We start from the raw sequence: 25,569 nt of genomic DNA on the forward strand, positions 1-25,569 counted from the left end.
TTAGCTGCACTTGTTCTTCTTATGCCACCTCCGGGGTAACGCTGGGGGTAACGGTGGCGGATTTTCGTTGGTGCTCTTTCAGCTGAGCCTTTGCAATCCTCACGCCCGATCCGTCGAAGCCGAGCGGTCCTTCTTCATTGTCGATAGGTGCCATCAGCTGCTCGGCTTCATCTCGGATGTGGGCGCGCAGTCCGGAGGGATTCGACCAGCCCAGCGTGCCCTCGGCGTCGCCACCGTCCTCATCGTCAGCATCATCAAACTCAAGGTCATAGAGGCACTGATTGCCGACATACAGCGGCGCGCTTCCGATGGAGGGTTCCAGGTCGCCGTTGTCCTCGAGATCTGGGTCCCCGTCGAGGAGATCCAGGAGCGCGATCAATTGCTCTATGCAAGCTTCAACGATTTCACGTTGCAGCTCCTGAACCCGCTGGCTCATACGGCAGCCCTCCCAGCGACGCCAGCCACCGAGTCGACGAACCGAGCGAGTTGACCAAGAGGGCCGGGGTCAAATTCCGTTGCCTTGATGAGCGCGGCTGCAGTGACGGCGAGGGCGTCAGCTTTCATCCCTAAGCCGGCCAGAGTGCGAGCTTGGCATTGCGAGACGTCATTGGCTGCCGCCAAGAGGCGAGTATCAGCTTTGGCCACACGCAGCTTTGCAGCATCAGCGCCTGAAACCTTCCGAAGACGCGAGGTCTCCGCCTCGTACCGTTCGGCAAGTTGGATGCGCAGTTCGCACTCCTTGATCGCCTTGATCCTGTACGCTCGATTGCGCGCCAGAGCCTTTTCGGTTCGCCCGTTGGGAGTAGATTGCCTCCACCCTTCCAGGTGCTTTCTCTCTTCGTCGGCAGTGCGAATGGCAAAGCACGTCTTCGGGTTTCCCCGGCGGAATTTCGGTGACAACCTCTTTGTCAACTCGCTTGTATCTCGGACGAGATAGCGGCCGATGATGTCGCGCTCGGCTGGCCCGGGGTACCGACCGTCCTGCGCGTTCGCTCCAAGAAGTAGCTCCTCGGGCGCCAACGGCCACTGATGCCGCCACTCGTCCGCCAACCACTCCAGCTCATCGTGAGCCCTCTTCAGTTCCGTGCAGGCAACGTCAAACTCTTGGTACGCTGTCACCAGTTCAGGGTTCTCAGCCTGATCGGCAAGCGATTGGGCCTCGACAACATCGGCACCCTGCGCGTCAGGCGCAACGGCGATTGCGGCGGTCGTCGAAGCGGCGGCAAGGCCGAAAAGAATGGCGCGGCGGGTGGCATCGGGCAAGCCTTCGGCGGCTGCCAGAATCGTTGCGTTCGGCATTGGGGAATTCCTGTAGTTGGTTGCGACACACGTTTGCTTGTGTGAATTAACCATCTTACGGATTTGATTTGCTGTCAACAGCTAATTGTGTATTTTAACCAACAAGCGATTTTCAGGAGACGGATTTGCCAATAACCGGAAACCAGATCAGGGCTGCTCGGGCTCTTGTTGGAATGGATCAGCAGGCTCTTGCAGACAAGGCCTCTATCGGGATCAACACCGTTAGGAATATGGAAGGCGCAGGCGCAGACAGGATACGCGTTCGTACTGAAACCCTTGACGCTGTGATCGACGCGCTCAAGGCTGCCGGAGTTGTAATCGTCGATGAAGGGACAAATGACGGTGGTCCGGGTGTCCGCCTGATCAGAAAGGGAGGGTAATGGAGTCCTCTGTTAAAATGGGATATCGTCGTCGAGGTCCCGGGAAAAATTGCCGCCGCTCTTTTCGGGAGTTGGCCGGGTTGGCTCAACTGGCCACTTTGGAGGCTGCAGCTTGGCAGCCTTCAGTGCTTCGACCATCGCGTTGCCGGCGGCATAGTAGTCCTGCCGCTTCATGTCGTCGTGAAGCTGAATGAACTCATCGATTCGCGGCCACAGTACATCAATGTAGTGATTGAGATATGTCAGCTTTTTTTCACTCGCGTAGAAAAAAGGCCAGTGGTTAAACACGAATGAGAGGCGCCGCTCCTCCTCAAAGGTGGGGATCAGCTCGGGCACCTTTGAGACTTCAAGAGCACGCACCCCTTCGCTTACATCCCAAAGATCCTGCCAAGTAATGTTTTGGTCGCCGTAGTCGTCCGGCCGACTGATTACGGTATTCGCTGCCGCTGCAAGAATGGCTCGTTCCACGACGGTCGTGATCGTCTGCCCTTTGAACCTCGCCATGTAATCCAGGATGAAGCGCGTTTTCGGATCCAGCCGAATCGTCAGCGCTTCAGACTTGGGGCTTTTGGATGCAGGTCTGCCCATCGAATCTCCCTATCGCGCGTACGCATAACTAATCTGTGAATATTTTGCAATCATCACATTAACATTTGCCCGATCTTGGTGGTTCTTGTACTATCGAAACCGTACAGAGACATCAGGAGTTTGAGCATGAATGCAGAACATTCCTCTCATGAATATTTGACAGGAAAGCAGGTCGCTACCCGGTACCAGATAACACCCGTATCGCTGTACCGATGGGAACGCGACGAACGACTAGGCTTCCCTCAGCCGATGATCGTCAATCGTCGCAAGCTTTTCAAAATCGACGAGTTGGTCGCATGGGAGCGCTCACGCGCTAAGGGGGCAGCATGACTGCCCGCACGACGAAGCGGCAGGGACACAAAGGTTGGCGCCCGGTCCCTGCCGCCTCGGTCAAAATCGCAAAACGATTTCCTCTCATCACCCACGGAAAGACCGCAGATGACAGAGACACCTAAAGCACGTACTCGAATTCGAGTCCAGATTATGGACAAGGGTAGCCCCGTTAGTTCACCGATTACCGTTGTGGGGCGAAACGCTTGGGCACTGCAAACATTGATAGATGCCGGTGATCGAGGCTTCAGCTCGATCGAAAGGCCGGCCCCACGTACCGCCCACTACATCCATCGCCTGCGGAGCTTCGGTTTCGCGATCGAAACTCGGCACGAGGCGCATGGGGGAAAGTATCCTGGCACACATGCGCGATATCGCTTGTGTTCAGAGCTGGTCGTTCTGGAAGGACAGTCAGCGTGACAGAGCCTCGCCAGATCAATATGGAACCGGCGGTCACCGTCGCAGCGCAATGGGTCGCGGACAATCAGCCGCGGCCCGACATCATCCCGCACCTGAAGGCGAAGTTCTCTCTGACCTCCTTACAGGCTGCGGAGGCTTGCGCCATGGCCCAAAAGTTTCGCGTGTTGCGGAGGGTGTTCGGATGACCGGCAGGCAATCGGAGCTTCCAGGCCTTGCGCCTAACCAATGCAAAGAGGACGAGGATTTTGACTGGAAAGGGCCTGACGTAATCATTCAGACTCAACCAGGGACCGCCATCTATCGCAATGTCCACCAAGCTGTGGTCATTCGCCAAGAGGCGATGAACGGCGATGACGATCAGTTTGTTTTCTTTGCAACGGCGGACGACGTCCGCACGCTGATAACCGCGCTCCAGCGTGAGATCGGGGATGCATAATGGGGGCGTTCGCCGAATGGCAACCCGAATATGCGGCTCGCGGCATAAGCACGTTTCCTGTTGTAGTTAACGACAAGCTGAAGAAGCCCGCCGTAAAAGGCTATTTGAAGATCGGTCTTCCCACGAGCAGTCAGCTCGCCTTGAAATTTCCCGCTCACGAAGCGCTAGGCATTGCCTGCCGACGCAATAAGCTGACGATCCTTGACGTCGACACGACTGACGAACGAGAGCTTGCGGATGGGCTGGCGAAGCATGGCTCGACGCCGTTCATCGTCAGAAGTGGGTCCGGACATTTTCAGGCATGGTATCGTAACAACGGGGAGGGCCGGCGAATCCGGCCCGATCCGGAGCGGCCTATCGATATACTTGGTGACGGCTATGTCGTCGCTCCACCCTCGATGGGTGCAAAAGGTCGCTATCAAATCATCCAAGGCTCTATGGATGATCTAGCAAGGCTGCCGCCAATCGCCGGAATTCCGGTTGATCCAAAACTGGCTTTCCGGGGGCGAACCGAAGAGCCAGTTCTCTCAGGGCGAACGGAAAAGCAGGGCCGCAGGTTCAATGGCATGCGCCAAGGCGACGGCCGCAATAACTCTCTCTTCACGCGCGCACTACGCCAAGCGCGCCAAGCAACCACAATGGAGGATCTAATCCAGATGGTGCACCACGCAAATACGCAGTTCGCTGAGCCGCTGCCCAACGAAGAAGTGCTTAGCGTGTCGCGATCCGCCTGGAAGTACAAGCAGGCCGGCCGCCTGATGGTCACCGGCGGCGAGGCGACTGCAGTAATCTTTCAGAGCGACATTGATCACCTCTGGGACAGGCCGAACGCCGTCACGCTGCTCATCCGCCTGCGCTTGGCACACGGACACAGGAACGGTGGCGAGTTTGCGCTGTCTAATGCCTACGCGGAATCTATGGATATGAGTGTCCCGACTTTTAGGGCTGCCCGCGACGACCTTGCTGACCGGTTTTTCATCGAGATTGTTCACCCAGGCGGGAAAGGGAAAAACGATCCACCGATTGTGAGGTTGCTGTGAGAGAGGAAAGGAGAGAAGGAGAGAGACGTGTCTAGTTATATTGTTGCAAAATTCTTTCCACTAAATCTGGATCCGATCGGGGGTGAGAAATGACCGCTCCACAGGTCCTCACCATTATCCGAAACGACGACGGCCAGTATGAAATCACCGACCAGCGCGGGAAGGTCGTCTCTGGTCCGTATGACACGAACGCTGCGGCCTGGGCGGCGCTGGACCGGATCGATCACGAAACGTTGCCCGGCAAGCCTCGCAGCAACAAGAAAGTTCTCTGGGGCAAGCCGGAGAAGCCAGCAAAGCGCAAAAGCAAAAAGGCGAGCAAGAGACAGGCGGCCAGAGACGAGCACCGGATGAAGGTCAATGCCGCAAAGGCGCCAGGCTGGGTGCGCTCGGTCGCCGCGGCCAAGTTCGATCCTGCAGGCGAGCGCAGCTATCGAGATCACCGGCTCGGCACGTTCGGCGCCGCGTCAGAAGTGAAGCTTATCGATCCGGCCATGTATTTAGCCGAGAAGGCGAGGGGTAAGTGATGGTCGACGAACTTCCCGAAGATGTGCAGCAGCGCATGATGGAGAAGCTGCTCGGCAAGGTGAATGCCGAGCGGATCAAGACGGCGACGAAAGGCTTCCGGCCTACGCCTGTCATTGTCGCCTACGAGTACTACCAGCTGCCAAAGGAGCTCTTTAGGAATTGGCGGATCGATCGAATCGAGAACGGCCGAAAGGATCAATACCTCGCAGACTTGGACAAGGAGTCCTGCCTCATTGAGGTCGAAGCGCTCCGACGCAAGGGTTTCACCGTCAAGCAGGTGCCGATCGGTCTCGAGCCTACGAAGGCCCAACGCGAACAAGCCCGCTCCGCAGGCCAAAAACGCCGCAGATCAATCATGGACAAGCTGAAGGATATCAAGATTTGAACATGCAGACCCTCAATCGCGCCTTCAACCCTTCCAAGGAAGATCAGTTGGCGAAAGAGACGCGGGCCGAGGAACTCCGGTTCCGTAAAGTTCGTCAAGATGAAGGCAAGGCGGGCGAGTGGAAGCCCGCGGCCGATCTTTGGTTTGCGGTCAAGACTGCGCCAGGCGCGCAGCGTTGCCCATCGATGCGTGAAGGGCACGACCGGAAGGGCGAAAGCATCATCGAGCGGAACCTTCGCAACGAGGGCTTCGAGGCCTTCATGCCAAGCTATCGGATCGAAGTCCGCCATCATCGGCAGGGCCATTGGATCGAGCGCCGCTTCCCGACCTTCGTTGGCTACGTTTTCGTCAACATCGGGCCTGCGGATTTTCGGAGGGTCGAAGAGGTAAACGGCGTCAGCAAAATCCTGCGCTTCACCACGTCGTCCGAGCAGCGGCCCATGCCATTCGCCTTTCCCCAGGAGACGATCGACCGCCTCCGCTACATCGAGTGGGAGCAGGAGCAGAACTTTCTGTTTGGCCGCGCCCGCCGACAGCGAGAAGAAGAACTGGATCGGGAGCATCCCGGCCGCCGCGGTAAGTCTTCGACCCGCAGAATACGAAGGGCCCAATTCACGGAGTTGGGGGGAGGGCTATCATCCAGCTTGGCAACGCCTTCCTCGCGTGCATTCATAACGGAAACGATGAAAACGTTGGGAAATCTTGGCGGAGAGCTTGAATAAGCATAACCTATCGGTTATCTTCTGCGCACTGATTTGTGGATGTTCAGTGCGCAGAGCGCCGGTCCACGCGGATAAGCAGCAATCCGCACGTTGGAAGAAGTGCGTCCCAAGTTATGATTTCCCTCTCTTGGCGAGTTCCCGGTCGATGCTTGCTGCAAGATCTGGGAAGACTTCTCGAAACGGCCGAGCCTTAGCCAACTCTTCGTCAGTCAATTCGGGACTATCGACTGCATCCCAATCCTCTTCGGTGTAGCCACGCCCTGGCTGAAATTCGGGCATTTTCTTAGACTTTTTGGCCATAAATGCTCTCCTCTTTTCTCGAACATCATTAGCATGTTCTGTCATTCCGATCATTTTTTGATGCCAAACATTAGGGCGCGATCTGCGTTTCTCCATTGATCGCCCATTCTGGCAATAGGTGCCGGCGGTACTGTGTTCGGGGCTACTTGAATGGCTAGCTCACACGATGATCAGCAAAGCGAAGGTGAAGGGAAAGACAACGTTTCCCAAGGACGAAGCCTTGCGCAAAGGCTGCAAGCTCGGGTGGCTGCGCTACATCGATTTTACAGAGTGCTACTTGCGTGGATCTGGCTTGTTGTGTTGGCGGCACTGATGTTCGCGCTCTCATCGCTGCCGGCATGGTGGCCAGTATGAACGAGAGGATCGAGCGCGTAGTTTTGTTGCTGCTTTGCCTTGCAGCCGTCGCTGCCCTTGCATGGGCATTCCTGTAGATGGCCTGGCGAAATGCGCCTACGAAAGGCGTAAAGGATGCGGGCTGCACTTCTAACGTTCGGTGAGCAGCGAGACCACTTCCTCAAGGCTCTCTCTCACAGGATAGTAGCTCGGGCCTCCGTCCTTGTGCAGCACCGATACAGAGATATGGGTGCTGCTGGTGAACTGCCTCACAGCCACCACCTGATCAGGATTGATGTAGACCAGCGGGTTATCCTGTCCGGCATAGTGGAATGCCACCAATCGCATTTTGTCCTCCCAAGGAAATTGATGACCGCTCTAACAGACAAGCAAGCGCGGTTCGTTGCCGAGTATCTCGTGGATCTCAACGCGACGCAGGCCGCTATCAGAGCTGGATACAGCCGAACGACAGCTCAGCAACAGGGTTCCCGGTTGTTGTTGAATGTTGTGGTGAAAGCGGCGATTGCGGAGCGGCAGGAGAAGGTCGCGGCAAAACTTGAGATCACCCAAGAGATGATCGTCGCAGAGCTTGCCAAGATCGGTTTCGCCAACATGCTCGACTATGTGTCGATCGGCGCTGATGGCGATCCCTTCGTATCGCTCGGGGGAATGACGCGCGATCAGGCGGCGGCGGTGGCGGAGGTGACAGTTGAGGATTTCAAGGACGGCCGCGGCGAAGACGCTCGTGATGTGCGAAAGATCAAGTTCAAGCTCCACGACAAGAAAGCGGCGCTGGTTGATCTAGGCAAGCATCTCGGCATGTTCAAAGACCAGGTCGAGCACACCGGCAACATCACCGTCGAGGTAGTGCGGTTTTCGGATGAGAAATGAACGCGTCCATACGAATTCCCGCGTTGGGCTGGCGTCCACGCGATTACCAGATGCCGGCATGGAACGCCTGGGAAAGGGGATGTAAGCGCCAGCTCCTCATCTGGCACCGCCGCGCGGGCAAGGATGAAATCGACTTGCAGAAGCATGCGGTCAGTGCCGTCACCCGTCCTGGCACCTACTGGCATATGCTTCCTGAGGCCTCGCAGGCGCGCAAGGCGATCTGGAACGCGGTCAATCCGCACTCCGGCCGGCGCCGTATCGATGAAGCCTTTCCGAAGGAGATCATCGAGAACCAGAACGACAACGAGATGTTCATCCGGTTCAAGACTGGCTCGACGTTTCAGGTGGTCGGTTCGGACAACTTCAACAGCCTGGTCGGCTCGCCGCCGGTCGGGATCACCTTCTCGGAGTGGGCGCTTGCCAATCCGAGCGCCTGGGCGTTCCTGTCGCCGATCCTTGAGGAGAACGGCGGCTGGGCATCGTTCATCACTACGCCCCGCGGCAATAACCACGCCAAGGGCATGTTCGACGCTGCGAGGCTCGACGCCTACGATCCGGTGACTAATCCGAAGGGATGGTTCACGCAGATCCTGCGCGCCGATCAGACGAGGGCGATCAGCGCGGAGGGTATTGAGCGACAGCGCAAGATATACGCCTCCCTGTTCGGGAAGGAGATTGCGAACCTCCTGATCGACCAGGAATATTACTGCTCGTTCGCCGGCGCGATGGTCGGCTCCTATTGGGGAGCGGAGATATCGGAGGCGGAGAGGCAAGGGCGCTTCCGGTCATTCGAGATCGACTTTCGCTATCCGGTTCATACCGCCTGGGACCTGGGGAAAGCCGTCAATAACCCAATCTGGTGTTTCCAGTGCATCCCGGGCGAGCCTGGGCCGCGGATTGTCGATTTCTACCGGCCGGAGTCGGATGACCTGGAGGACTGGTGCCACTGGCTCGATAGCAAGGGCTATCACGGAAACGACTATGTGCCCCATGACGTGATGGTCAAGAACTGGGGCGCGAAGCGAACCCGGTATGACATGCTTCGCGACTGTGGCCGCAAGCCTCGCATGGTCGAAAAGGTTTCGGTTGCTGACGGCTTAACGGCGGGACGGTCGACGATCAAGGTCGCGACCTTCTACGAAGGTGAGGACGAGCGCGGCGAGCGGGTCAAATACGGGTATGACGGCCTGAAGAGCTACCGCCGCGAATGGGACGACGAACGGAAGACGTTCCGAGACAATCCACTGAAGGACTGGGCCGAACATATCGGGTCGAGTTGGCGCTATCTGGGTCTCGCTTGGCGTCAGGAGCTGATCAAGACCGAAGCGCCGCCACCGCCGCCGCCCAAGGGCGAGCCGATCGTAAGCGGCCGCGCCGATGGCAGCATCGAGATCAAGGTGAATGTGAAAGAGGCAGTCGAGGCGATGGTTCGCCGCCGTCGTGCGAATGCGTAGGAACCCGAAGAGGACCGGCCGCGTTTCGAAAGCGCGTCGAAGTCCCGAAGTGAAAGGACTTCAGTCATGAAAGCCAATGTAGAGCAGGCAGTGGAATCCATCGTCCGTCAGTGGAACGGGGGTGAACATCGTCTCTCCGGTGCTCGCGCAAGCGAACTCGTCTACGGCGCCGGCAATAAGCTGAACGAAAAGCTGTTCGACGAGCTGCGGGAAAAGATCCCTGGCATCGAGCGGTATATCTCCGCACCTGCGAGCGGCGCCGTTGTCGAGCAGGTCGAGGACCAGGGCGGCAACCCTCTTGCCACCCAGCCGGAGAACCAGAAGGAAGCGACGGGCGCATCGAACCTATCGAGCGAGCCCGCCAAGGAGCAGCAGAACGCCCTTGACAAGGCGCTGGAGCCGGGCCGGAAGGCGCGGGCAAAGGCAGCCGGCGGCAAGAAGACGGACGACAAGAAGGATACCGGGCCAGCCGGCGATGTCGTGTCGACGAAGCTGAACCCCGATCCGCAGAACCCGACCGCCGCCTAAGCTTCTCCCTCATCACCTTTCAGAGGCTCGTCATTCGTGGCGGGCCTTTTTCGCATGGGATCATCGATGACCAAACCCGCTTCTCCTGATCGAAAGCTCCGCGAAGAGGGGCAGCGTTGGATCGAAAAGATCAAGGCAGCCGAGAAGCTTGAAAAGGATTGGCTCGACGACGCGGCAAGAGCAGTTCGCGCCTATACGAACGAAGAGAAGGCCGAAAACGACGAGAAGGCGCTGGGGTCGCGCTATGACTTCAACATCCTGTTCGCCAACGTCGAAACAATCGTTCCCGCAGTCATCAATTCCCCGCCGGTTCCCGATATCCGCCGTCGGTTCAACGATCCCGATCCGGCTGCGCGCATCGTCGCAGACATCATGGAACGGGCAATCTCGGTCCAGATCGACGACAGTCGCCTGCAGGTCGAGATGGAGGCGGGTGCGCAGGATTCGTTCCTTGCCGGTCGCGGCGTCGTCCGCCTGAAGTTCAAGAGCGACATTCTCGGGGGCGAGCCTACCGATCAGGATATCCGGGATGCCGATGACGAAGCTGACGATGGTGCGGACAACGGCCGAACTTCAGAAGCGATCGGCGCCACGATGTTCAACGAGGCGCCTGATCAAGTTGCCGACGGCATGGGCGGGAACGGCGCCCCGTCGGTTGAGCGCGTTGAGAATGAGCGCATCTGCTTCGAGGCGGTAAGCTGGAAAGATTACCGCCACGGCAAGGCGAAGCGTTGGGAGGACCGGCCATGGGACGCCTTCCGCTTCGTGATAGCGAAGGAAGACGAGGAGGAGTCTTTCGACGCGGATATGATCCGCAGCCAGTTCGACGACAGCGAGCAAAACGCCTGGTCGAAGAGCGACAGCGACATCTGCGGGTGGGAAATCTGGTGCAAGAAGACGCGTAAGGTGAAGTTCGTCAGCGATGACGGCATCATCATGAAGGTCATCGACGATCCGCTGGGGTTGAAGGGCTTCTTCCCCATTCCGACGCCGATGCAGCCGATCGAACTGACTGGCCGCCTGAAGCCGGTCAACCCGTTCTCGATTTACAGGAAGCTTGCTGATCAGCTCGACACGATCACCAAGCGGATCGACGTGCTGACGAAGGCCATGAAAGTCAGGGGCTGGTACGCCGGCGAGACTGCCGACCTGAAAAGCGTTCTGGCGCTTGAGGACAATGAGTTCGCGCCGATCGACAACGGCGAACTCTGGTCGAAGAGCCAGGGCGGTATTGCGGCAGCCATCGCTTTCTGGCCGGTCGAGAACTTTATCGCCGTGCTGCGGGAGCTTTACGCCGATCGGGAGCAGACGAAGCAGGCGATCTACGAGATTACCGGCATCAGTGACATCGTCCGGGGCGCTTCGAGTGCATCGGAGACCGCTACGGCCCAGAATATCAAGAGCCAATGGGGCTCCCTGCGCATCCAAAAAATGCAGCGGATGATGGAGCGCTGCGCCCGCGACCTGTTCGTCATGATGAGCGAAATCATCCCGAAGCTCTTCTCGCTAAAGACGCTGGAGGAAATGACGGGCATTCCTTTGCTGCCGGCGCCGACCGATACGCCTGAGCAGCGCGAGCTGAAGGCGAATGTCGTCGCGCTGCTTCGCCGCCCTCTGGCTTCCTATTACCGGATCGATGTCGAGAGCGATTCCACGATCCGCGCCGACCTGACCCGGCAGAAGCAGGAGGTCTCGCAGTTCCTCCAGGGCGCGTCCGCCTATTTCGCGGCCGTCGCGCCCCTTGTCCAGCAGGGCGCACTGCCGGCTGATGCCGCCGTCGAAATCTTCGCCTCGACGTCCCGCATGTTCAATCTCGGCAAGTCGGTGGAAGACACGCTGGAGAAGATGGTCACCGACGCGCGCACCAAAGCCGAACAGGCTCGCCAGCAGCCGCAATCACAGGAGCCGTCCCCGGAGCAGGCGGAAATGGCCCTTAAGGCAAAGGCGGCCCAGCAGGAAGAGCAGCGGTTCACCGCCGAATTCGAAGCTCGCATGCAGCGTGAGAGCGCAAAGGCTGGCATCGATAGCCAGAAGGCGAAGCGCGAGCTCGCGATCAAGGTTCTCGAGGAGGAACTGAAGCGCCTCGAGGTCCAGGCCAAACAGCTCGACGTGAAATTGAAAGAGGTCGATCTGGCCGCCAAAGCCAACGCTCTTCTTCAGCCCACCAAACAGGAGACAGCCAATGAGTTGGCGTGATTTTGGCCGCGACAGCACGTCGCCGGCAGAGGATGTCATCGCGATCGATGTATCGGGCGGAGACCATACCCCGGTGCAGCCCTATCGCGCTCTTCGTGCCAACTCGGCTGGCACGATCAAGGTCGACACGCTGAGCGGCTCGAACAGGACTTTGAACTTCGCAGCCGGCGAGACGCGTGTCGTCTACGTGACAAAGGTTTATCAGGCCGGCACGACGGCCAGCGGTATCGAGGGTTCGTTCTGATGGCCGTCTATGTCCGCAAAAACGGCGTGATGGTCGAAAAGGCAACCGGCTCGCCGATGCTGACGGACGAGGATCGCGCGAAGCCTATCGCGGTCCCCTTCGTCATGTCCGATATCCCCGAGTATCGCAGCCCAATCGATGGGCGCCTGATCGGATCGCGGACGCAGCGCCGCGATGACTTGAAGCGCAACGGCTGCGTCGAATACGAGCCGTCGATTTCGCCGACCAAAGGCAAGATCCGGAACAAGGCTTTCGCCGCCAAGCGCGGCCTGAAGGTTTCCGAAGAGTACCTGTGACCATTCCAAAAACAGAGCAAGGACCAACGCAATGAGCGTCGAAGAACTCAATGCGCCGCTGAACGATTCCGCGGCGATCGATCCCGGCATGATCAACAGCAATACCAGCGACGACGACGCGCTCGGCGCAATCTTCGATCGCATGGAGCAGAATAACGGCGCGACTCGCGGCGCAGACGGTCGGTTCACCTCGAGCCGAGCCGATACCGCCGACACGACCGGCGCCGATGAACCACTGGAAGGTGGTGGGGGAGAGGATAAGGCTGCCGGTGATACTTCGACGCCGCCGGCGGACGTTCCTCTCCCTTCAAGTTGGCGAGGCAAGGAGGACCTTTGGGCGAAGGTCCCGGCCGAATTGAAGACGGACCTGCGTGCGCACCAGGAGGAGCTGCACAAGACGCTTTCCCAGCAGGGGCAGCTTCTTTCCGCGTATAAGCCGCTCGGGGACGTCATTTCGAACTACAAGGAATATTTCGGCGGCGAGAGAGGCAACTACAAGCCTCATGAAGCCGTCGAGTACCTGTTCAGTCTCCAGCGCGGCATGGATGAGAATCCGATGGAGACGCTGCTCACCATCGCCGACAATTACGAACTCCGACCGCAGCTCGCGAAGATGTTCGGAGGCGAGGCCGGCGAGGGCGACAACAACCCGAATGTGCTCCTGGCAAAAATCAGCCAGTTGGAAAACACGATCCGCTCGATGGGTGATCCGTCGCAGATCGATCAGCGCATTTCGAAGAGACTGACTGAAGAGCGCGAAATCGGGAGCGTGAACGAACTCATCAGCCGCGTGACGAAAGACATGCCGCTGTATGATCAAATCCCCGAACCCGATCTCGTGACCTTCATTCATTTTGCAAAACAGAAGCTCGGCAGTTCCGCTTCCCAGGAAGCCGTTCTGCAGCGGGCTTACGACATGGCTGTCAACGCCGACCCCGACCTCAGGGCGAAAGCTGCCGCGCTCAAAACCGCCGCAGCGACCGATCCGAGCCAGGTCGCGGCTGCGAAGAGGGCAACCCAAGCCAATCTCCGTTCAACATCGACCGGCCGAACCCGTGAGCTCACCGAAGAGGAAGAGCTGGGCGCCGTTTACGATAAGCACAAAGGATAAGCGACGATGGCAGGTCCATCTGCAGTCTTCACGGAAATGGTTTCCACCACGCTCCGCAACAGCGCTAAGGACGTGACGGACAACGTTTCCAAGCATAACGGCCTTCTGGCCGTTCTCAAGAAAAAGGGCCGCTTCATCAATCTCGATGGCGGTACCGAAATCCAGATCCCGCTGGAATACGCCGAAAATGGGACCTATCAGCGTTTCGCCGGTTTCGACACGCTGAACGTCAACGGCTCGGACGTCATCACCTCGGCCAAGTACGACTGGGCGCAGATCGCGATCCACGTCGTTGCCTCCGGCCGCGAACTGCTGATGAACTCCGGCAAGAGCAAGATGGTCAACCTGGTGAAGACCAAGAAGGCAAACGCCCTGAAAACGGCGGCGAACAACTTCTCTGTCGACGTCTATTCGGATGGCTCGCTTGCCAACCAGATCGGCGGCCTGGCGCAGATCGTCCAGACCAACGGTCAGGGCACGGTCGGCGGCATTCCCTCGGCAACCTGGGCGTTCTGGCGCAACAAGTTCCGCGAAATCGCCGGCTCCAACGCCTATACGAAGGACACGCTAAAGAGCGAATTCAACAACCTCTGGCTTCCGCTCAACCGCGGCGCCGACAAGCCCGACCTCGTCGTTCTCAGCCACGACTTCTATAGCGTCTATGAATCCGGCGAGCAGCAGCTCCAGCGGTACATGGACGAAGACATGGCGAAGGCCGGCTTCGCCAACCTGAAGTACAAGTCGGCGACGGTCATCTTCGACGACAACACCAACTTCACCACCACGGCCGAGAAGGGCTACTTCCTCAACACCGATTACCTCTACGTCGCCCAGCACAATGAGGCGCAGTGGACCCAGGATGACGAGAAGAAGCCGGTCAACCAGGACGCTACGGTCATCCCGTACTACTGGATGGGCAATCTCGTCTGCTCCAACCGTTCGCTGCAGGGTGTCCTGCTCGACGCTGCATAAGGAGGAACGACCATGACTGCATTCGTAGGCGCTCAGCTCGACCAGACCTATACGGCGGCCGATCTCACGGGCATCAACAGCGGCAAGGTGCCCGGCATCGGTGACATCTATGTCTCGCATGACAACAAGCGCTATCGCTTCGTCCGCTATCTCGGCGGCGTTGGCGCAATCGCGGCGGCCGCAGGCAACACCGTGGGCTTTTATGCCCCCGCTGGCGTCTCGACCGGCGTCACTAATGACGTCACGTCCGACGTTTCCGACACGAACGGCGCGCTGGCCGGCGTGCTGCTGTCCGCTCCGGCTTCGGGCGACTATTGCTGGATCCAGGTGGGCGGCGTCGCCACCCTGACACCGGCTCTCGTCTCCGGCGCCGACGGTAACGCGCTCACACTGTCCTCGACCACTGACGGCACTCTGAAGGTGGTCGGCGCTGTGACGGACTCGGTCGGCGCTGTCGCAATCGACGCCTCGGCGAAAATCGTGATGCTCAACTGCCCGTACTGATCGGCAACCATCAGAATCTAGGGGCGGCCTTCGGGTCGCCCTTTTCCATTCCACCTTCCAAAACGAGAGATATGACCATGTCTGACGAAAACCGTCCGCTCGTCATCGTCCTGGGCTTCCACCAGACCTTTGAGCGCGTCCCCGTTAAGGGCGACGAACTGAACGACAATATCGACGCCCGCGGCTTCAAGCTCGACGACAAGGGCAAGCGCGTCCTGACGAACGTCGAAGTCGATTGGGTGACCTACGCGCCGGCTCATTCGCCCATGGGCGCCAATACGACCGAACGCATTCGGCACATGAAGCCGACGCAGGAAATCATGGACGGCGAAAATGCCGAGAAGACCCGTTTCATGATGGCGCGCTGGGCGGCGATCGAGCCGGCCTATGAAGCCTGGAAGAAGGGCCACGAACTGCCGATCAATGGAACGCCGCTTGCCCATTGGCCGGGGGTCTCCGCGGCGATGGCGGCGGAACTGCGGAAGTACAACATCCTCACGGTCGAGAATGTGCGCGACCTCGGAGAAACGCAGCTCGAACGTATCCGACTGCCGAACATGCGGGATCTCCGCAACTCGGCGAAAGCCTTCCTCGACAACCTGCGCAGCGCCGAAGCCGCCGAGCGGGAAGTCGAGCGCGACAACGAAGTTGCCGCCCTCAAGGAGATGCTCGCGGAGCAGAACGAAAAGCTGGCGGCCGCGATGGCTCTCCTGGAAGAGCGCACGCAGCCGGGCGGAGATGACGAGGCCGCCGCTCTCAAGGCGAAACTTGATGCCAAGGGCGTGAAATATCACCACCGCGCCGGCGTCGACACGCTGCGCGCTCTGCTGGCGGAAGCGGCCTGATGACGATCCTGTCAGTCGTTCAGAACGTCTGTCTGGCGGTCGGGCTGCAGAAGCCTGATGCCGTCATGTCCTCGACGGATCGCGAGATGTTGGAGCTTGTCCGGCTTGCCGGCGACGTAGCGGCAGAAATTCGCGATGCTGAATTCGACTGGCAGGCGCTTCAGGTCATCAAGGACTTCAACGGCGACGGCGTTACCGCCGCCTTTGATCTGCCGTCCGACTATGCCCGGATGAAAACCAAAGCGACGCTCTGGTCGAGCCGTTGGCTATGGGGCATGGAGCACATCACCGACACCGACGAATGGCTTGAGCTTCTGACTCTGCCCTACGTGGCTGTATCCGGGCAGTGGATCATCTACGGCGACCAGTTGCATATCCTGCCGGTGCTGGAAGCCGCCGACACGCTGAAATTCATCTACATCAGCAACCTCATCGTGAAACCCGCCAGCGGCCCGAACAAAGTGGCGTTCGATGCGGACACTGACACCTTCCGGCTTTCGGAACGCGCACTCGAGCTTGGGATGATCTATCGCTACCGGGATCAGAAGGGCGTCGCGTCTGACGGTGACCAGGCTGCCTATGACCACGCCGTCTATACGGCCATGAACAACGACAAGGGTTCAAAGCCGGTCGTCAGCGGCAACCCGCGCCGCACCTTCAGCAACGTCCAGCGCGCATTCCCGTTCAAGGTTACTCCCTGATGGTCTACAGGCAGATGCAGCGACAGAAGCCGCGCCGCCGCGCTGCTTCGGCCTCCTTCACGTTTCAGGCGCCGATCCGCGGCGTCGTGATGAACGAGCCGCTGGGCAATTCGAAGCCGGGCGGCGCGCGTGTGCTGGAAAACTTTTTCCCGACCGCGACGGGCGCAAGGACGCGCGGAGGGAGCCGGAAGGTCGCGACGATCGGAACAGCCCCTGTTCGTCGCCTGTGGACGTTCACGAGCGGAAACGCGGATGAATTCTTTGCCTCTGACGAAGAGAACATCTTCAATATCACTTCGGTGCCAGATCCGGACGTTCCTCCGGTTGCTGATGTGACCGGGCAGTCGGAGGGCTATTATTCGACTGCTCAATTCGGTACCGCAGGCGGCAACTATCTCTATGCCGTGAATGGCGCCGACGATGCTCTGCTTTACGATGGCCTGACCTGGACACCTATTAATACGCTTTCCACGCCGGCGATAACGGGAGTTGCCACGGCCGCGCTTTCCTTCGTCTGGTCGTATGCCAGCCGCCTGTTCTTCGTCGAGAAGGGCACCATGAATGTCTGGTACTTGCCAGTCGACAGCATCGGCGGCGCGGCCTCGGTGTTCTCGCTTGCCGGCGTGTTTCAGGAAGGCGGCGAGGTTCTGTTCGGGGGCAAATGGTCGCTCGATGCCGGTGATGGTCTTGATGACAAAATCGTGTTTGTCTCGACCAAGGGCGAGGTTGCAGTCTTTCAGGGGCTGTTTCCCGGCGATGCCAGTTGGCAGAAGGTCGGCGTTTACAAGATCACGCCTCCTGTCGGACCCAATGCCACTATGTCGGCAGGGGGTGATCTCCTCATCGGCGCGCAGGATGGCATCGTCCCCATCTCCCAGGCGGTCAACAAGGACGAGGCAGCGCTTTCGCTCTCCTCGGTAACGAGGACGATAGAGCCGGAGTGGAAGCGGCAGGTCTCCCAGCGCACGTCGTTGCCGTGGGAAATCCTGAAATGGCCAACGAACAACATGATGGTTGTCTCGCTGCCCGGCGCAGACGCCTCGGTTTCAACGCTTTGCTTTGCGGCCAATCTACAAACCGGGGCCTGGGGTTTCTTCACCGGCTGGGATGCGCGCTGCATGACGCTCTTTGGAGATGCCGGCTATTTCGGCACGTCCGCCGGCACGATCCACCGGATGGAGGACGGCGGCTCTGACGACGGCATGCCCTACACATGCAGCTATGTCGCTCTTCCCGACCAGATGCGCCGGCCGGGCGCCTTCAAGATCATCCACGCCGCGCGTGCGACCTTCAACTCGAACATCCCCTTCAATCCGAAGGTTTCCTCCTCGACCGATTATCGCATCGAACTACCATCGGCTCCATCGTCCGTTGCCGATCTGAGCGATAGCCTTTGGGACGTGGGTCTATGGGATGTAGCCGTCTGGGACGTCGGGTCGGTGAGCGAGGTGACGACCCGCTGGGTGTCGATCGGCAACTCCGGTTACGCCGTCTCGCCTCAGATCCAGATCACGTGCGGCACGAATATCAAGCCGGTGACCGAACTTATCCAGCTAGACGCAATCTATGAACTCGGCGCGGTGATGGTTTGATTACCTGGGCAATCGCGAAAAGAGACGAAATCGGGCTGTTGTCTCGTTGGGTTGCCGATCAGATATGGCCCGGGCAGGGGCGAGATTTCGGCAACTGCCAAGGCATGGCGGTCATTGAGGGCGATGTTCTCATCGGCGGGGCGATTTATCACAATTTTGAACCGGAGGCCGGAGTCGTCGAAATATCTGCAGCCTCGACCTCAAAGCGCTGGCTGACGAAGGAAACGCTTCGGGTGCTGTTTCAGGTGCCGTTTCGTGACTGGAGATGCCAGGCAGTGGTCTTGCGCGTCTCCGATCATGACGAGGCGCTTCACAGCATCCTGTTCCGCTATGGCTTCGAGCGGTACCGCATTCCGCGTCTCCGCGGCCGGGACCAGGCGGAAAACGTCTTCGTGCTCACCGATGAGGCATGGGCCGGGAACAAGTTCAACCGAAAGAATGAGGTGCACTGATGGGCAAGCCGAAGGCGCCAAAGGCTCCAGACCCGAAAGAGACTGCCGCAGCCCAGACAGGCACCAATGTTTCGACGGCGCTCGCCAACGCTCAACTGCAGAACGTCAACCAGTACGGGCCGGACGGAAGCGTCACCTATTCGACCAATGGGTATACGACGATCACCGACCCGACGAGCGGCGCTACCTACAACATTCCGCGCTATACGCAGACGACGTCGCTTTCGGCGGCTCAGCAGGCCATCAAGGACAAGAACGACGCCGCTAGCCTGAACCTTGCCGACATCGCGAACAACCAGTCGAACTTCCTGAAAGATTACCTTTCAAAGCCGGTCGATCTTTCGAACGATGCGACCGAAGCAAGGCTTATCGAGCTGGGCCGCAAGCGGCTGGACCCGATGCTTGCGGAGCGCGACGAGGCGCTGAGGACGCGGCTGGCGAACCAAGGCGTCAAAGCCGGCTCGGAGGCCTATGGTCGCGAGATCGAGACAGCCAGGCAATCGGACAACGACGCGCTGACTTCCCTGATCCTCAATGGCCGTTCGCAGGCGGTTCAGGAGGCGCTGACGCAGCGGAACCAGCCGATCAACGAAATCATCGGCCTCCTCGGCGGGACACAGGTCGGCGTTCCGCAGTTCGCCGCCGGCACCAATCAGCCGAGCTTGCCGACAGTCGATTACTCCGGGCTGGTGCAGTCGAACTATCAAAACCAGATGGCCGCCTATCAGCAGCAGGTCGCCCAGCGGAATAACATCTTCGGCGGGCTCTTCGGCGCCGGCGCGGCACTACTCGGCAATCCGGCACTTTCTGACCGGCGCGCGAAGAAGGACATCAAGCCGGTCGGCAAGCTCATGGGTCACAAGGTCTATGAGTATCGATATCGCGGGCGGTTCGACGACGGGCAGAAGCATGTCGGCGTGATGGCGCAGGAGGCGGAGAAGACGCGGCCCGATGCCGTCTCGACCCGTCCGGACGGGCTGAAACAGGTCAACTACGGAAAGCTTTTCCAGATCGGCGAAAGGATGGCCGCATAATGGCTGGATATCTGTTCGGCGGAAACACTGGCGAGACGGCGGAATCCCTCGCACGCAAGCGCGCCGTGGCGGAGGCTCTGCTTGCCAATGCGAACAGCCGCGTTCCTCAGAGCATCGGTGAAGGTATTTCGGCGATCGGCCAGGCTTTGTCTGGCCGGCTCGGCTTGAACGCCCTGCAGAAGAAGCAGGACGCCGGCAGTGCCGCGCTCGATGCCAAGATCAAGAGCTATTGGGGCGGCGGGGATAGCAGCCTTCCGGCTCCTGGTGCCGCGGCCGAACTCGGCGCAACGTCACCGGCTCCGGTAGATCTCAGCGATAACCAGATCTACAACGACTTCATCGGCACGGTGAAGGAGGGCGGCGTCACCAATCCCTTCGGCCTGGCCGCCGTCGCCGCTACTGGTCGGGCAGAAAGCGCCTATAGCGCTGCCAACGCCAACCGTTCCTGGAGCGACCCGAGCCAGAGCGGGCAGCCGGGAACCGCCGGCGGCATCATGTCGTGGCGCGGGCCTCGGTTGAAGGCGCTCTATGATTTCGCGCAGACCCGCGGCGAGCAGCCGGGCGCGATCAGCCCGAAAACACAGGCAGCATTCTTCCTTCAGGAAGATCCGAACCTAGTTTCGGCGCTGAACGGCGCCAAGAGCGTTGAGGAGGCGCAGCAGCTCATGAACCGGGCATGGGCCTTCGCCGGCTATGATCAGCCCGGAGGGGAGACCGCGCGCCGGCTCGGCTATGCGAAATCATTCCTTCCGACCTTTCAGGGGCAGGGCGGCGGAACGCAGGTTGCGAGCCTTGATCCCTCCGCCGGCATGGCACAAACCGCACCGCAGGCGATCGATGCCGCGGCGGCACCTTCCGGGTATGTTGATCCGCAGGTGACGACGGACTATCGCAAACCGTCGCCGGCCGTGGTGGCTGCTTTGGGTTCCGGCAATAGTGCCGCGCCTGCTCCGCCGTCGCCGGTTGCTGCTGCGCTTGCAGGTCAGCCGGGCACCGCCGGAACACCCTTGCCGCCGCTGCCGAGCCGCGAAGTTGCGCCGGCACCGACAGTTGCGGCGGTTCCCGAGCAGCGGAATACACTAGTTGCCCAGGCGCTGACGGGACAGCAGACACCGCCTCCGCCTCCGGGGCGAGTAGACCCACGTTATCTGGAGATCCTGAGCGATCCCTATGTCACGCCGGGGCAGGCTGCCATGGTCCGCTCGATGATGGAACAGGACCAGCAGCGCCAGCAGACGGCCTATGAAGCGTGGGTGAAGCAGAACGACCCCGCCTATCGGCTTGGCATCGCCAAAACTGAAGCCGAACTCGACAATTTGCGGAACCCGAAGCTATCGCCGGGAGAGCAGGCGACGGATGCTCGCGAGCGCGAAAAGATGAAGTTCGAGCGCGAGAAGTTCGATGCCGAGTTGCAGAAGGGGCAGTGGCAGAAGCTGACCGATGGCCGTCTCTACAATCAAACGACGGGAGAGTTCCGCGATGCTCCGCCGCCGGCGCCGGGGAGCGTCCAACCCAAGTTTGATGACGTCTCGAGCTTGCGCAAGGAAATCCAGCAGCTCCCATCCTACAAAAATCTGTCCCAGGCGCTGCCGATTTATCGCTCGATGGCGGAGACGGCCGGCCGAAACTCGAAGGCATCTGACCTCAACCTCGTTTACGGCCTCGGCAAGATCATGGACCCCACGTCAGTCGTTCGCGAGGGTGAGATGGTCATGGTCAAGAACACGGCTTCGCTTCCCGACTGGTTCCAGGGCGCCATCGCTTCCCTCAACGGCGGCGCAGCGCTGACGCCGGAAACCAGAGAGGCGATCATGAAGGAAGCCTTCGGGCGAGTTCAGGGATACGACCAGGCGTTCAAGCAGGACGCCTCGCAGTATTCCGGGATCGTCGAGCGCAACAAGTTCAATCCGGCCGATGTCATCCCGGATTTCGGGACCTATCAGCCCTGGAACCCGAACCCCGACAAGACTCCTGCAGCCGACATTCCGCCGGCTCCTGAGGGTGTCGATCCTGAGGACTGGAAATTCCTTACTCCCGAGCAGAGGCGCCTATGGCAGAATTGACGATCGATCAGCAGCAGGCCATCGCCATGGCTCAGGCAAAGCGCCTGCGCGCTGCTGCTGAGGCCAAGAACGCCGCTCCTCCGGCTGACGATGGGCTTTCCGTGGCGCGCACGGCCACTGGTGGCCTTATCGAAGGTATCCCGATCATTGGGCCGATCATCCGCGGTGGTACCGAGCGGGCTGCAGCGGCGACAATCGCAGCATTCTCGGAAGAGACATATGATCAGGTCATGGATCGCATCCGCGAAGCGAACAAGGCCGAAAAAGAAGCGAACCCTAAGATCGACATGGCCGCGCAGATCACCGGCGGCGTGGCGGGAACGATTCCCGCCATCATGGCCGCCCCTGCCGCGTTTGGTGCTGGCGGTGGAAGCCTGCTTGCACGTTCCGGAGCTTCAGCTTTGACAGGCATGGCTATGGGCGGGACAGACGCGGCCGTCCGATCGCGCGGGGATCTTGGGGACACTGCTTGGGGCGCCGGCTCTGGATTGGTGATGGGCGCGGCTGGCCCGGCTGTTGGGGCGGCTGTCGGCAAGGGCTTCAAATCCCTCATCGACGCCGGCCGAAATCTCCGAGTTGCGCGGTCAGCCGGGATGGAGCCGCAGGCCCTGAAATACCTCTCGCGCGCGGTCCGCGATGATGGCCTCGATGCTGCCGGTCTTCCCGCTCGTTTCGCCGACATGGGGCCGGAGGCGATGCTTGCCGATCTCGGGCCGAACCTTCAGAAGCAGGCCGGCGCCATAGCAGCAACGCCCGGCCGTGGCCAGGAAATCGTTCGATCCGCCCTTGAGGATCGCGCAGCGGGCGCCAATGCTCGCCTTGCGCAAACCATCGACGAGACGACCGGTCGGAATATCGTCCCTTCTGAAATCCAAGCGGATATCGCGGGCAATCAGAGATCATTCACGCCGCTTTACCGCGAAGCGTTCCGCGAGGCCCGGCCGTATGATCTGGAGCCGATCGCATCCGCCCTCGAGGTGGACATCAACCGGCTACGCGGTCCCGCCCAGGCGCGTCTGCGTCAGGTCCGCAACATGCTGAACATCGCCGACTCGAACGTGCTGTCCAACGATCCGGGCGTCATGTTTCAGACGCGCCAGGCGATTGACGGTATCCTGAAGACGGAAGTCGATCCCAAAGTTATCTCCGCGCTGACTGAGGCGCGCCAGATGCTCGATGATGGCCTCACGCGGGCAGTCCCGCGGATCAAGGAAGTTGACGCCGGCTATGCCGAACTCGCCCGCCAGGATGAAGCATTGACGCGCGGACAGCAGGTCCTGGACAGCGGCCGGACCGCACCGCGCCCTTCCGAGCTTGTCGCTGAGGTCGAGCGAGGCGTTCAGCCGCAGGGAATGCAGATCGGCCCGTCCGCGGTGCCGTTGCGACTGTCTCAGGGCGCCCGGGCCGAGATCGACCGCATTGTCGGCACGAACTCGAACGACATCGTCGCGATGAACCGGCTGATCAAAGGGGAGGGTGATTGGAACCGCGCCCGTCTCGCGACACTGTTCGGGCCGGAGAAGGCGGACCGGCTGTTCAAGGTGTTGGAGAACGAGCGCATCTATGCCGACACGGCCAACACGGCTACCCGCAACAGCGAGAGCGCGGCGCGTCTGGCCGCTCAGAATGAACTTGGCGGCGCCGGCGGCGGTGGCTTCGGTCTGAAGGAGTCCTTCAAGGCCGGAGGCATGCGAGGGGCTGCGCGCTCCTTCGCTCTAGACAAGGCAGAGAGCGTGGCAAAAGCTCTTCTTCCTGATACGGAGGCGGCGGCGCGAGAAAGCCTTGCCAAGGCGCTCGTAGGGAAAGACAGCGAGGGTGTGGTGAATGCTCTGATGGCAGTGAGCGCACCAAGCCGGGCAGCCGCGTTAGCGAGCCCGGTCGTCAAAGCCCTGTTGCTTTCCAGCGGTTCCGCGTGGGCGCGATGACGGATCGATCCAGCAGATGAGCAGGTAGAGCAGGGCAGCGAACGCGAACCCGGCAAGAAAGCCGATTGGAAATTCGGCTGAAAATACTGTGTCCAGTGACCTGAACAAATAGCCTATCGCGCAGAGGATCGCCGCTGTAACGACGATGCAGGTGATTTGAACGATGCGCAGACCCATTTGCCGACCTTCTGGATAGACGGCGAAAATAAGCGAAATCAGATCTGAATGAAAGGGCTCCTGGGAAGGGGCCTTTTCCTGTTGAGGAAGACACGATGCCCAGGAATGGACAAGGCCAGTATTCGAAGCCGCCGAACACGACAGCTCAGCCGAACACGGTCATCAAGAGCGCGACGTTCAACGCGGTTGTCGACGATCTGGTCACCGACGCGAACAATCCGCGGCCGATCACCGCCGGCGGCACCGGTGCCAACACGGTCGAGGGCGCCAGGTCCGGTCTCGGTCTGGAAAAGCGCACGACGTATGCCGTCAAGTCCGCCGACTACGCCGTTGTCGCTGCCGACAATAACGCCATCCATCGATTCACCACGGATGCGGTGGCGACGTTGGATGCGGCGGCCACCATGGGGATCAGCTGGCACTATACCGTAATCGCAGACGGCGGAGACGTGACCCTCAACCCAAACGGATCGGAGACGATCGATGGGGTCGCGGAGCTGATAGTTCCTGATGGCACGTCCGTTTTCCTCGTTTGCGACGGTACGGAGTTTTTCACAGATCGGGTGCTTGCGACGCTCAATGAGAAGGCGGACGAAACGGACGTCGGGAGCTTCATCGACGGTGGCATCCTGTCGAATAATTCCGGGAACCCGAACACTCACATCGACATTGCGCCGATCTCGGTCCGCTCCGGCGCGCTCTTCGTTGGTAGCGCTTCCACGGTGACGAAGCGACTGAACGGCACCTTTGCGGCCGGTACGGGCAGTGGCGGTCTCGACACAGGAGCGGTCGGCGCCAATGGCACGTATTTTCTCTATGGGCTGCGCAAAAACTCAGACAGATCGTTCGACGCCGTATTCTCCACGTCTCCGACAATCGCCGGCGTGAACACAACGCTGCTCACCGGCTACACTATCGTGAAGTGCATTGGCGTCGTGCTGACCGATGGCAGCTCGATCATTCGCCCGTTCATCATGTATCCGCGCGATGAATATACCTTTGTGACGCCGGTCAAGGATGCGGTCGGCGTCAGCATATCGGCAACATCGAACCTGCTTGCGCTCACTGTGCCGAACGGCGTCAAGTCCAGGGCGAAACTTCGCTTCGAATTCACCTCGACTGCGACAACCAACGCAGCTCTGCTATCCGACCCAGCGCAGGGCGTACTTGCGGCTGGCATTGGGGATGACGGCGGCAACCTCGGCACCATGCAGGTCGCAAGCGGCTTCGCGATCGGCTCGCAAGAAATCTGGACCAATACAAGCAGGCAAATCCGGCGCGTCGCAGGCGCCTCCGGTAGCCTCTGGATCTGGACTGACGGCTTCCATTTTCCATGCGGGAGAAACGCGTAATGCCCTTTGTTTCACGATCTGACGACGGCACCATCGATGGCGTGTTCGAGCAGCTGCAGGAGGGCACGGCAGAGGAATTCCTCTCTGACGACAATCCCGAACTCGTCGCACGCCTGAACGCCCCGCCGAAGGTGTCATCGGTGTCTGCCCGACAATTCCGGCTTATGCTGCGTCGCGCCGGCCTGCTGGACCAGGTGAAGGCATGGGTAGCGCAGCAGGATGGCGAGACGCAGGACGCCTTCGAATATAGCGGTACCTTCGTCAAAGACAGCCCCATGATGCTAGCGGGATTTGCGGCCATGGGCTTCGCGCCTCACCAGATCGACGAGTTTTTCACGGCCGCTGCCGGTCTCTGATCGTTCGTTTCACAGATACCCGGAATATATGCCGTAGCGGATTGCAATTAAAAAGGCGCCGCCGATACCTACGGCAAGAATAAGCGCTTTGCGTGTGTCTTCCTGCAGCAATCTCGAA

30 protein-coding genes are annotated in these 25,569 nt (G+C 59.9%); 26 read left to right on the forward strand and 4 right to left on the reverse strand.

What is annotated here, in order from left to right; genetic code table 11:
- Positions 1-19 precede the first annotated feature (19 nt).
- Both J2J98_RS09575 and J2J98_RS09580 read right to left on the reverse strand, forming a co-directional pair.
- Positions 20-436: a hypothetical protein gene (locus tag J2J98_RS09575; protein WP_207602941.1), complete on the reverse strand. Its 417-nt coding sequence runs from the start codon at positions 434-436 to the stop codon at positions 20-22.
- A complete protein-coding gene (locus J2J98_RS09580; protein ID WP_207602942.1) occupies positions 433-1,299 on the reverse strand; it encodes a hypothetical protein in 867 nt (288 codons plus the stop codon). The genes J2J98_RS09575 and J2J98_RS09580 overlap by 4 nt, the downstream gene beginning before the upstream one ends.
- 125 nt (positions 1,300-1,424) lie before the next feature.
- Between J2J98_RS09580 and J2J98_RS09585 the strand changes: the two genes are divergently transcribed.
- Positions 1,425-1,679 (forward strand): helix-turn-helix domain-containing protein, encoded by a 255-nt coding sequence (locus tag J2J98_RS09585; RefSeq protein WP_207602943.1) that lies wholly within the window; start codon positions 1,425-1,427, stop codon positions 1,677-1,679.
- A 12-nt stretch (positions 1,680-1,691) separates the two neighbouring features.
- Here J2J98_RS09585 and J2J98_RS09590 read toward each other — a convergent pair whose 3' ends face one another.
- A complete protein-coding gene (locus J2J98_RS09590; protein WP_207602944.1) occupies positions 1,692-2,267 on the reverse strand; it encodes a hypothetical protein in 576 nt (191 codons plus the stop codon).
- A gap of 126 nt (positions 2,268-2,393) precedes the next feature.
- Between J2J98_RS09590 and J2J98_RS09595 the strand changes: the two genes are divergently transcribed.
- The 7 genes from J2J98_RS09595 to J2J98_RS09620 all read left to right on the forward strand — a co-directional run bounded on the left by J2J98_RS09595 (position 2,394) and on the right by J2J98_RS09620 (position 6,125).
- On the forward strand, positions 2,394-2,597 hold the full coding sequence (locus J2J98_RS09595; RefSeq protein ID WP_081279350.1) for a helix-turn-helix transcriptional regulator: 204 nt from the start codon (positions 2,394-2,396) through the stop codon (positions 2,595-2,597).
- A 153-nt stretch (positions 2,598-2,750) separates the two neighbouring features.
- On the forward strand, positions 2,751-3,017 hold the full coding sequence (locus tag J2J98_RS30840) for a winged helix domain-containing protein (RefSeq protein ID WP_409078044.1): 267 nt from the start codon (positions 2,751-2,753) through the stop codon (positions 3,015-3,017).
- Positions 3,018-3,198: 181 nt separating this feature from the next.
- Positions 3,199-3,453, forward strand: a complete 255-nt coding sequence (locus tag J2J98_RS09600) for a hypothetical protein (protein ID WP_207602945.1) — start codon at positions 3,199-3,201, stop codon at positions 3,451-3,453.
- Positions 3,453-4,493 carry a bifunctional DNA primase/polymerase gene (locus J2J98_RS09605; RefSeq protein ID WP_207602946.1) on the forward strand — a complete coding sequence of 347 codons (1,041 nt, stop codon included), beginning with the start codon at positions 3,453-3,455 and terminating at the stop codon, positions 4,491-4,493. The genes J2J98_RS09600 and J2J98_RS09605 overlap by 1 nt, the downstream gene beginning before the upstream one ends.
- 89 nt (positions 4,494-4,582) lie before the next feature.
- Positions 4,583-5,017 (forward strand): hypothetical protein, encoded by a 435-nt coding sequence (locus J2J98_RS09610; RefSeq protein ID WP_207602947.1) that lies wholly within the window; start codon positions 4,583-4,585, stop codon positions 5,015-5,017.
- Positions 5,017-5,403: a hypothetical protein gene (locus tag J2J98_RS09615; RefSeq protein WP_207602948.1), complete on the forward strand. Its 387-nt coding sequence runs from the start codon at positions 5,017-5,019 to the stop codon at positions 5,401-5,403. The genes J2J98_RS09610 and J2J98_RS09615 overlap by 1 nt, the downstream gene beginning before the upstream one ends.
- Positions 5,404-5,405: 2 nt before the next feature.
- On the forward strand, positions 5,406-6,125 hold the full coding sequence (locus J2J98_RS09620; RefSeq protein WP_246569421.1) for a transcription termination/antitermination NusG family protein: 720 nt from the start codon (positions 5,406-5,408) through the stop codon (positions 6,123-6,125).
- A 111-nt stretch (positions 6,126-6,236) separates the two neighbouring features.
- On the opposite strand, the gene J2J98_RS09625 is transcribed toward J2J98_RS09620, so the two are convergent.
- Entirely contained in the window at positions 6,237-6,521 is a 285-nt protein-coding gene (locus tag J2J98_RS09625) for a hypothetical protein (RefSeq protein WP_246569407.1), read from the reverse strand.
- Between the two features lie 483 nt (positions 6,522-7,004).
- On the opposite strand from J2J98_RS09625, the gene J2J98_RS09630 reads away from it, so the two are divergent.
- The 18 genes from J2J98_RS09630 to J2J98_RS09715 all read left to right on the forward strand — a co-directional run bounded on the left by J2J98_RS09630 (position 7,005) and on the right by J2J98_RS09715 (position 25,451).
- Complete coding sequence (locus J2J98_RS09630) at positions 7,005-7,649, forward strand: terminase small subunit (RefSeq protein ID WP_246569408.1); 645 nt, start codon at positions 7,005-7,007, stop codon at positions 7,647-7,649.
- Entirely contained in the window at positions 7,646-9,103 is a 1,458-nt protein-coding gene (locus tag J2J98_RS09635; protein ID WP_246569409.1) for a hypothetical protein, read from the forward strand. Before J2J98_RS09630 ends, J2J98_RS09635 begins: the two co-directional genes overlap by 4 nt.
- 66 nt (positions 9,104-9,169) lie before the next feature.
- Complete coding sequence (locus tag J2J98_RS09640) at positions 9,170-9,631, forward strand: hypothetical protein (RefSeq protein WP_207602950.1); 462 nt, start codon at positions 9,170-9,172, stop codon at positions 9,629-9,631.
- Between the two features lie 66 nt (positions 9,632-9,697).
- Entirely contained in the window at positions 9,698-11,827 is a 2,130-nt protein-coding gene (locus tag J2J98_RS09645) for a cell envelope integrity TolA family protein (protein ID WP_207602951.1), read from the forward strand.
- On the forward strand, positions 11,814-12,071 hold the full coding sequence (locus J2J98_RS09650) for a spike base protein, RCAP_Rcc01079 family (RefSeq protein ID WP_207602952.1): 258 nt from the start codon (positions 11,814-11,816) through the stop codon (positions 12,069-12,071). Before J2J98_RS09645 ends, J2J98_RS09650 begins: the two co-directional genes overlap by 14 nt.
- Positions 12,071-12,367: a hypothetical protein gene (locus J2J98_RS09655; protein ID WP_207602953.1), complete on the forward strand. Its 297-nt coding sequence runs from the start codon at positions 12,071-12,073 to the stop codon at positions 12,365-12,367. The genes J2J98_RS09650 and J2J98_RS09655 overlap by 1 nt, the downstream gene beginning before the upstream one ends.
- Before the next feature lie 31 nt (positions 12,368-12,398).
- Positions 12,399-13,478, forward strand: coding sequence for a hypothetical protein (locus J2J98_RS09660; RefSeq protein ID WP_207602954.1), 1,080 nt, complete (start codon positions 12,399-12,401; stop codon positions 13,476-13,478).
- A gap of 6 nt (positions 13,479-13,484) precedes the next feature.
- Positions 13,485-14,450, forward strand: coding sequence for a phage major capsid protein (locus J2J98_RS09665; RefSeq protein WP_064712105.1), 966 nt, complete (start codon positions 13,485-13,487; stop codon positions 14,448-14,450).
- A gap of 12 nt (positions 14,451-14,462) precedes the next feature.
- On the forward strand, positions 14,463-14,954 hold the full coding sequence (locus tag J2J98_RS09670) for a hypothetical protein (protein WP_207602955.1): 492 nt from the start codon (positions 14,463-14,465) through the stop codon (positions 14,952-14,954).
- 77 nt (positions 14,955-15,031) lie between these two features.
- Positions 15,032-15,799 (forward strand): hypothetical protein, encoded by a 768-nt coding sequence (locus J2J98_RS09675; RefSeq protein ID WP_207602956.1) that lies wholly within the window; start codon positions 15,032-15,034, stop codon positions 15,797-15,799.
- Positions 15,799-16,500 (forward strand): phage adaptor protein, encoded by a 702-nt coding sequence (locus J2J98_RS09680; protein WP_207602957.1) that lies wholly within the window; start codon positions 15,799-15,801, stop codon positions 16,498-16,500. Before J2J98_RS09675 ends, J2J98_RS09680 begins: the two co-directional genes overlap by 1 nt.
- On the forward strand, positions 16,500-18,092 hold the full coding sequence (locus J2J98_RS09685; protein WP_207602958.1) for a hypothetical protein: 1,593 nt from the start codon (positions 16,500-16,502) through the stop codon (positions 18,090-18,092). Before J2J98_RS09680 ends, J2J98_RS09685 begins: the two co-directional genes overlap by 1 nt.
- Before the next feature lie 104 nt (positions 18,093-18,196).
- A complete protein-coding gene (locus tag J2J98_RS09690; RefSeq protein WP_246569410.1) occupies positions 18,197-18,544 on the forward strand; it encodes an N-acetyltransferase in 348 nt (115 codons plus the stop codon).
- Entirely contained in the window at positions 18,544-19,578 is a 1,035-nt protein-coding gene (locus J2J98_RS09695; protein ID WP_207602960.1) for a tail fiber domain-containing protein, read from the forward strand. The genes J2J98_RS09690 and J2J98_RS09695 overlap by 1 nt, the downstream gene beginning before the upstream one ends.
- A complete protein-coding gene (locus tag J2J98_RS09700; protein WP_207602961.1) occupies positions 19,578-21,641 on the forward strand; it encodes a phage tail tip lysozyme in 2,064 nt (687 codons plus the stop codon). The genes J2J98_RS09695 and J2J98_RS09700 overlap by 1 nt, the downstream gene beginning before the upstream one ends.
- A complete protein-coding gene (locus J2J98_RS09705; RefSeq protein WP_207602962.1) occupies positions 21,629-23,566 on the forward strand; it encodes a hypothetical protein in 1,938 nt (645 codons plus the stop codon). Before J2J98_RS09700 ends, J2J98_RS09705 begins: the two co-directional genes overlap by 13 nt.
- Positions 23,567-23,838: 272 nt before the next feature.
- Positions 23,839-25,095 carry a hypothetical protein gene (locus J2J98_RS09710; protein WP_207602963.1) on the forward strand — a complete coding sequence of 419 codons (1,257 nt, stop codon included), beginning with the start codon at positions 23,839-23,841 and terminating at the stop codon, positions 25,093-25,095.
- Positions 25,095-25,451 (forward strand): hypothetical protein, encoded by a 357-nt coding sequence (locus tag J2J98_RS09715; RefSeq protein WP_207602964.1) that lies wholly within the window; start codon positions 25,095-25,097, stop codon positions 25,449-25,451. The genes J2J98_RS09710 and J2J98_RS09715 overlap by 1 nt, the downstream gene beginning before the upstream one ends.
- Positions 25,452-25,569: the final 118 nt, after the last annotated feature.

Source organism: Rhizobium bangladeshense (assembly GCF_017357245.1).
GTDB lineage: Bacteria > Pseudomonadota > Alphaproteobacteria > Rhizobiales > Rhizobiaceae > Rhizobium > Rhizobium bangladeshense.

Coding starts and splice junctions, on each gene's coding strand:
- J2J98_RS09575 (WP_207602941.1), bottom strand. CDS start 436: ATGAGCCAGCGGGTTCAGGAGCTGCAACGTGAAATCGTTGAAGCTTGC.
- J2J98_RS09580 (WP_207602942.1), bottom strand. CDS start 1,299: ATGCCGAACGCAACGATTCTGGCAGCCGCCGAAGGCTTGCCCGATGCC.
- J2J98_RS09590 (WP_207602944.1), bottom strand. CDS start 2,267: ATGGGCAGACCTGCATCCAAAAGCCCCAAGTCTGAAGCGCTGACGATT.
- J2J98_RS09595 (WP_081279350.1), top strand. CDS start 2,394: ATGAATGCAGAACATTCCTCTCATGAATATTTGACAGGAAAGCAGGTC.
- J2J98_RS30840 (WP_409078044.1), top strand. CDS start 2,751: ATGGACAAGGGTAGCCCCGTTAGTTCACCGATTACCGTTGTGGGGCGA.
- J2J98_RS09600 (WP_207602945.1), top strand. CDS start 3,199: ATGACCGGCAGGCAATCGGAGCTTCCAGGCCTTGCGCCTAACCAATGC.
- J2J98_RS09605 (WP_207602946.1), top strand. CDS start 3,453: ATGGGGGCGTTCGCCGAATGGCAACCCGAATATGCGGCTCGCGGCATA.
- J2J98_RS09610 (WP_207602947.1), top strand. CDS start 4,583: ATGACCGCTCCACAGGTCCTCACCATTATCCGAAACGACGACGGCCAG.
- J2J98_RS09615 (WP_207602948.1), top strand. CDS start 5,017: ATGGTCGACGAACTTCCCGAAGATGTGCAGCAGCGCATGATGGAGAAG.
- J2J98_RS09620 (WP_246569421.1), top strand. CDS start 5,406: ATGCAGACCCTCAATCGCGCCTTCAACCCTTCCAAGGAAGATCAGTTG.
- J2J98_RS09625 (WP_246569407.1), bottom strand. CDS start 6,521: ATGGAGAAACGCAGATCGCGCCCTAATGTTTGGCATCAAAAAATGATC.
- J2J98_RS09630 (WP_246569408.1), top strand. CDS start 7,005: ATGGGTGCTGCTGGTGAACTGCCTCACAGCCACCACCTGATCAGGATT.
- J2J98_RS09635 (WP_246569409.1), top strand. CDS start 7,646: ATGAACGCGTCCATACGAATTCCCGCGTTGGGCTGGCGTCCACGCGAT.
- J2J98_RS09640 (WP_207602950.1), top strand. CDS start 9,170: ATGAAAGCCAATGTAGAGCAGGCAGTGGAATCCATCGTCCGTCAGTGG.
- J2J98_RS09645 (WP_207602951.1), top strand. CDS start 9,698: ATGACCAAACCCGCTTCTCCTGATCGAAAGCTCCGCGAAGAGGGGCAG.
- J2J98_RS09650 (WP_207602952.1), top strand. CDS start 11,814: ATGAGTTGGCGTGATTTTGGCCGCGACAGCACGTCGCCGGCAGAGGAT.
- J2J98_RS09655 (WP_207602953.1), top strand. CDS start 12,071: ATGGCCGTCTATGTCCGCAAAAACGGCGTGATGGTCGAAAAGGCAACC.
- J2J98_RS09660 (WP_207602954.1), top strand. CDS start 12,399: ATGAGCGTCGAAGAACTCAATGCGCCGCTGAACGATTCCGCGGCGATC.
- J2J98_RS09665 (WP_064712105.1), top strand. CDS start 13,485: ATGGCAGGTCCATCTGCAGTCTTCACGGAAATGGTTTCCACCACGCTC.
- J2J98_RS09670 (WP_207602955.1), top strand. CDS start 14,463: ATGACTGCATTCGTAGGCGCTCAGCTCGACCAGACCTATACGGCGGCC.
- J2J98_RS09675 (WP_207602956.1), top strand. CDS start 15,032: ATGTCTGACGAAAACCGTCCGCTCGTCATCGTCCTGGGCTTCCACCAG.
- J2J98_RS09680 (WP_207602957.1), top strand. CDS start 15,799: ATGACGATCCTGTCAGTCGTTCAGAACGTCTGTCTGGCGGTCGGGCTG.
- J2J98_RS09685 (WP_207602958.1), top strand. CDS start 16,500: ATGGTCTACAGGCAGATGCAGCGACAGAAGCCGCGCCGCCGCGCTGCT.
- J2J98_RS09690 (WP_246569410.1), top strand. CDS start 18,197: ATGGCGGTCATTGAGGGCGATGTTCTCATCGGCGGGGCGATTTATCAC.
- J2J98_RS09695 (WP_207602960.1), top strand. CDS start 18,544: ATGGGCAAGCCGAAGGCGCCAAAGGCTCCAGACCCGAAAGAGACTGCC.
- J2J98_RS09700 (WP_207602961.1), top strand. CDS start 19,578: ATGGCTGGATATCTGTTCGGCGGAAACACTGGCGAGACGGCGGAATCC.
- J2J98_RS09705 (WP_207602962.1), top strand. CDS start 21,629: ATGGCAGAATTGACGATCGATCAGCAGCAGGCCATCGCCATGGCTCAG.
- J2J98_RS09710 (WP_207602963.1), top strand. CDS start 23,839: ATGCCCAGGAATGGACAAGGCCAGTATTCGAAGCCGCCGAACACGACA.
- J2J98_RS09715 (WP_207602964.1), top strand. CDS start 25,095: ATGCCCTTTGTTTCACGATCTGACGACGGCACCATCGATGGCGTGTTC.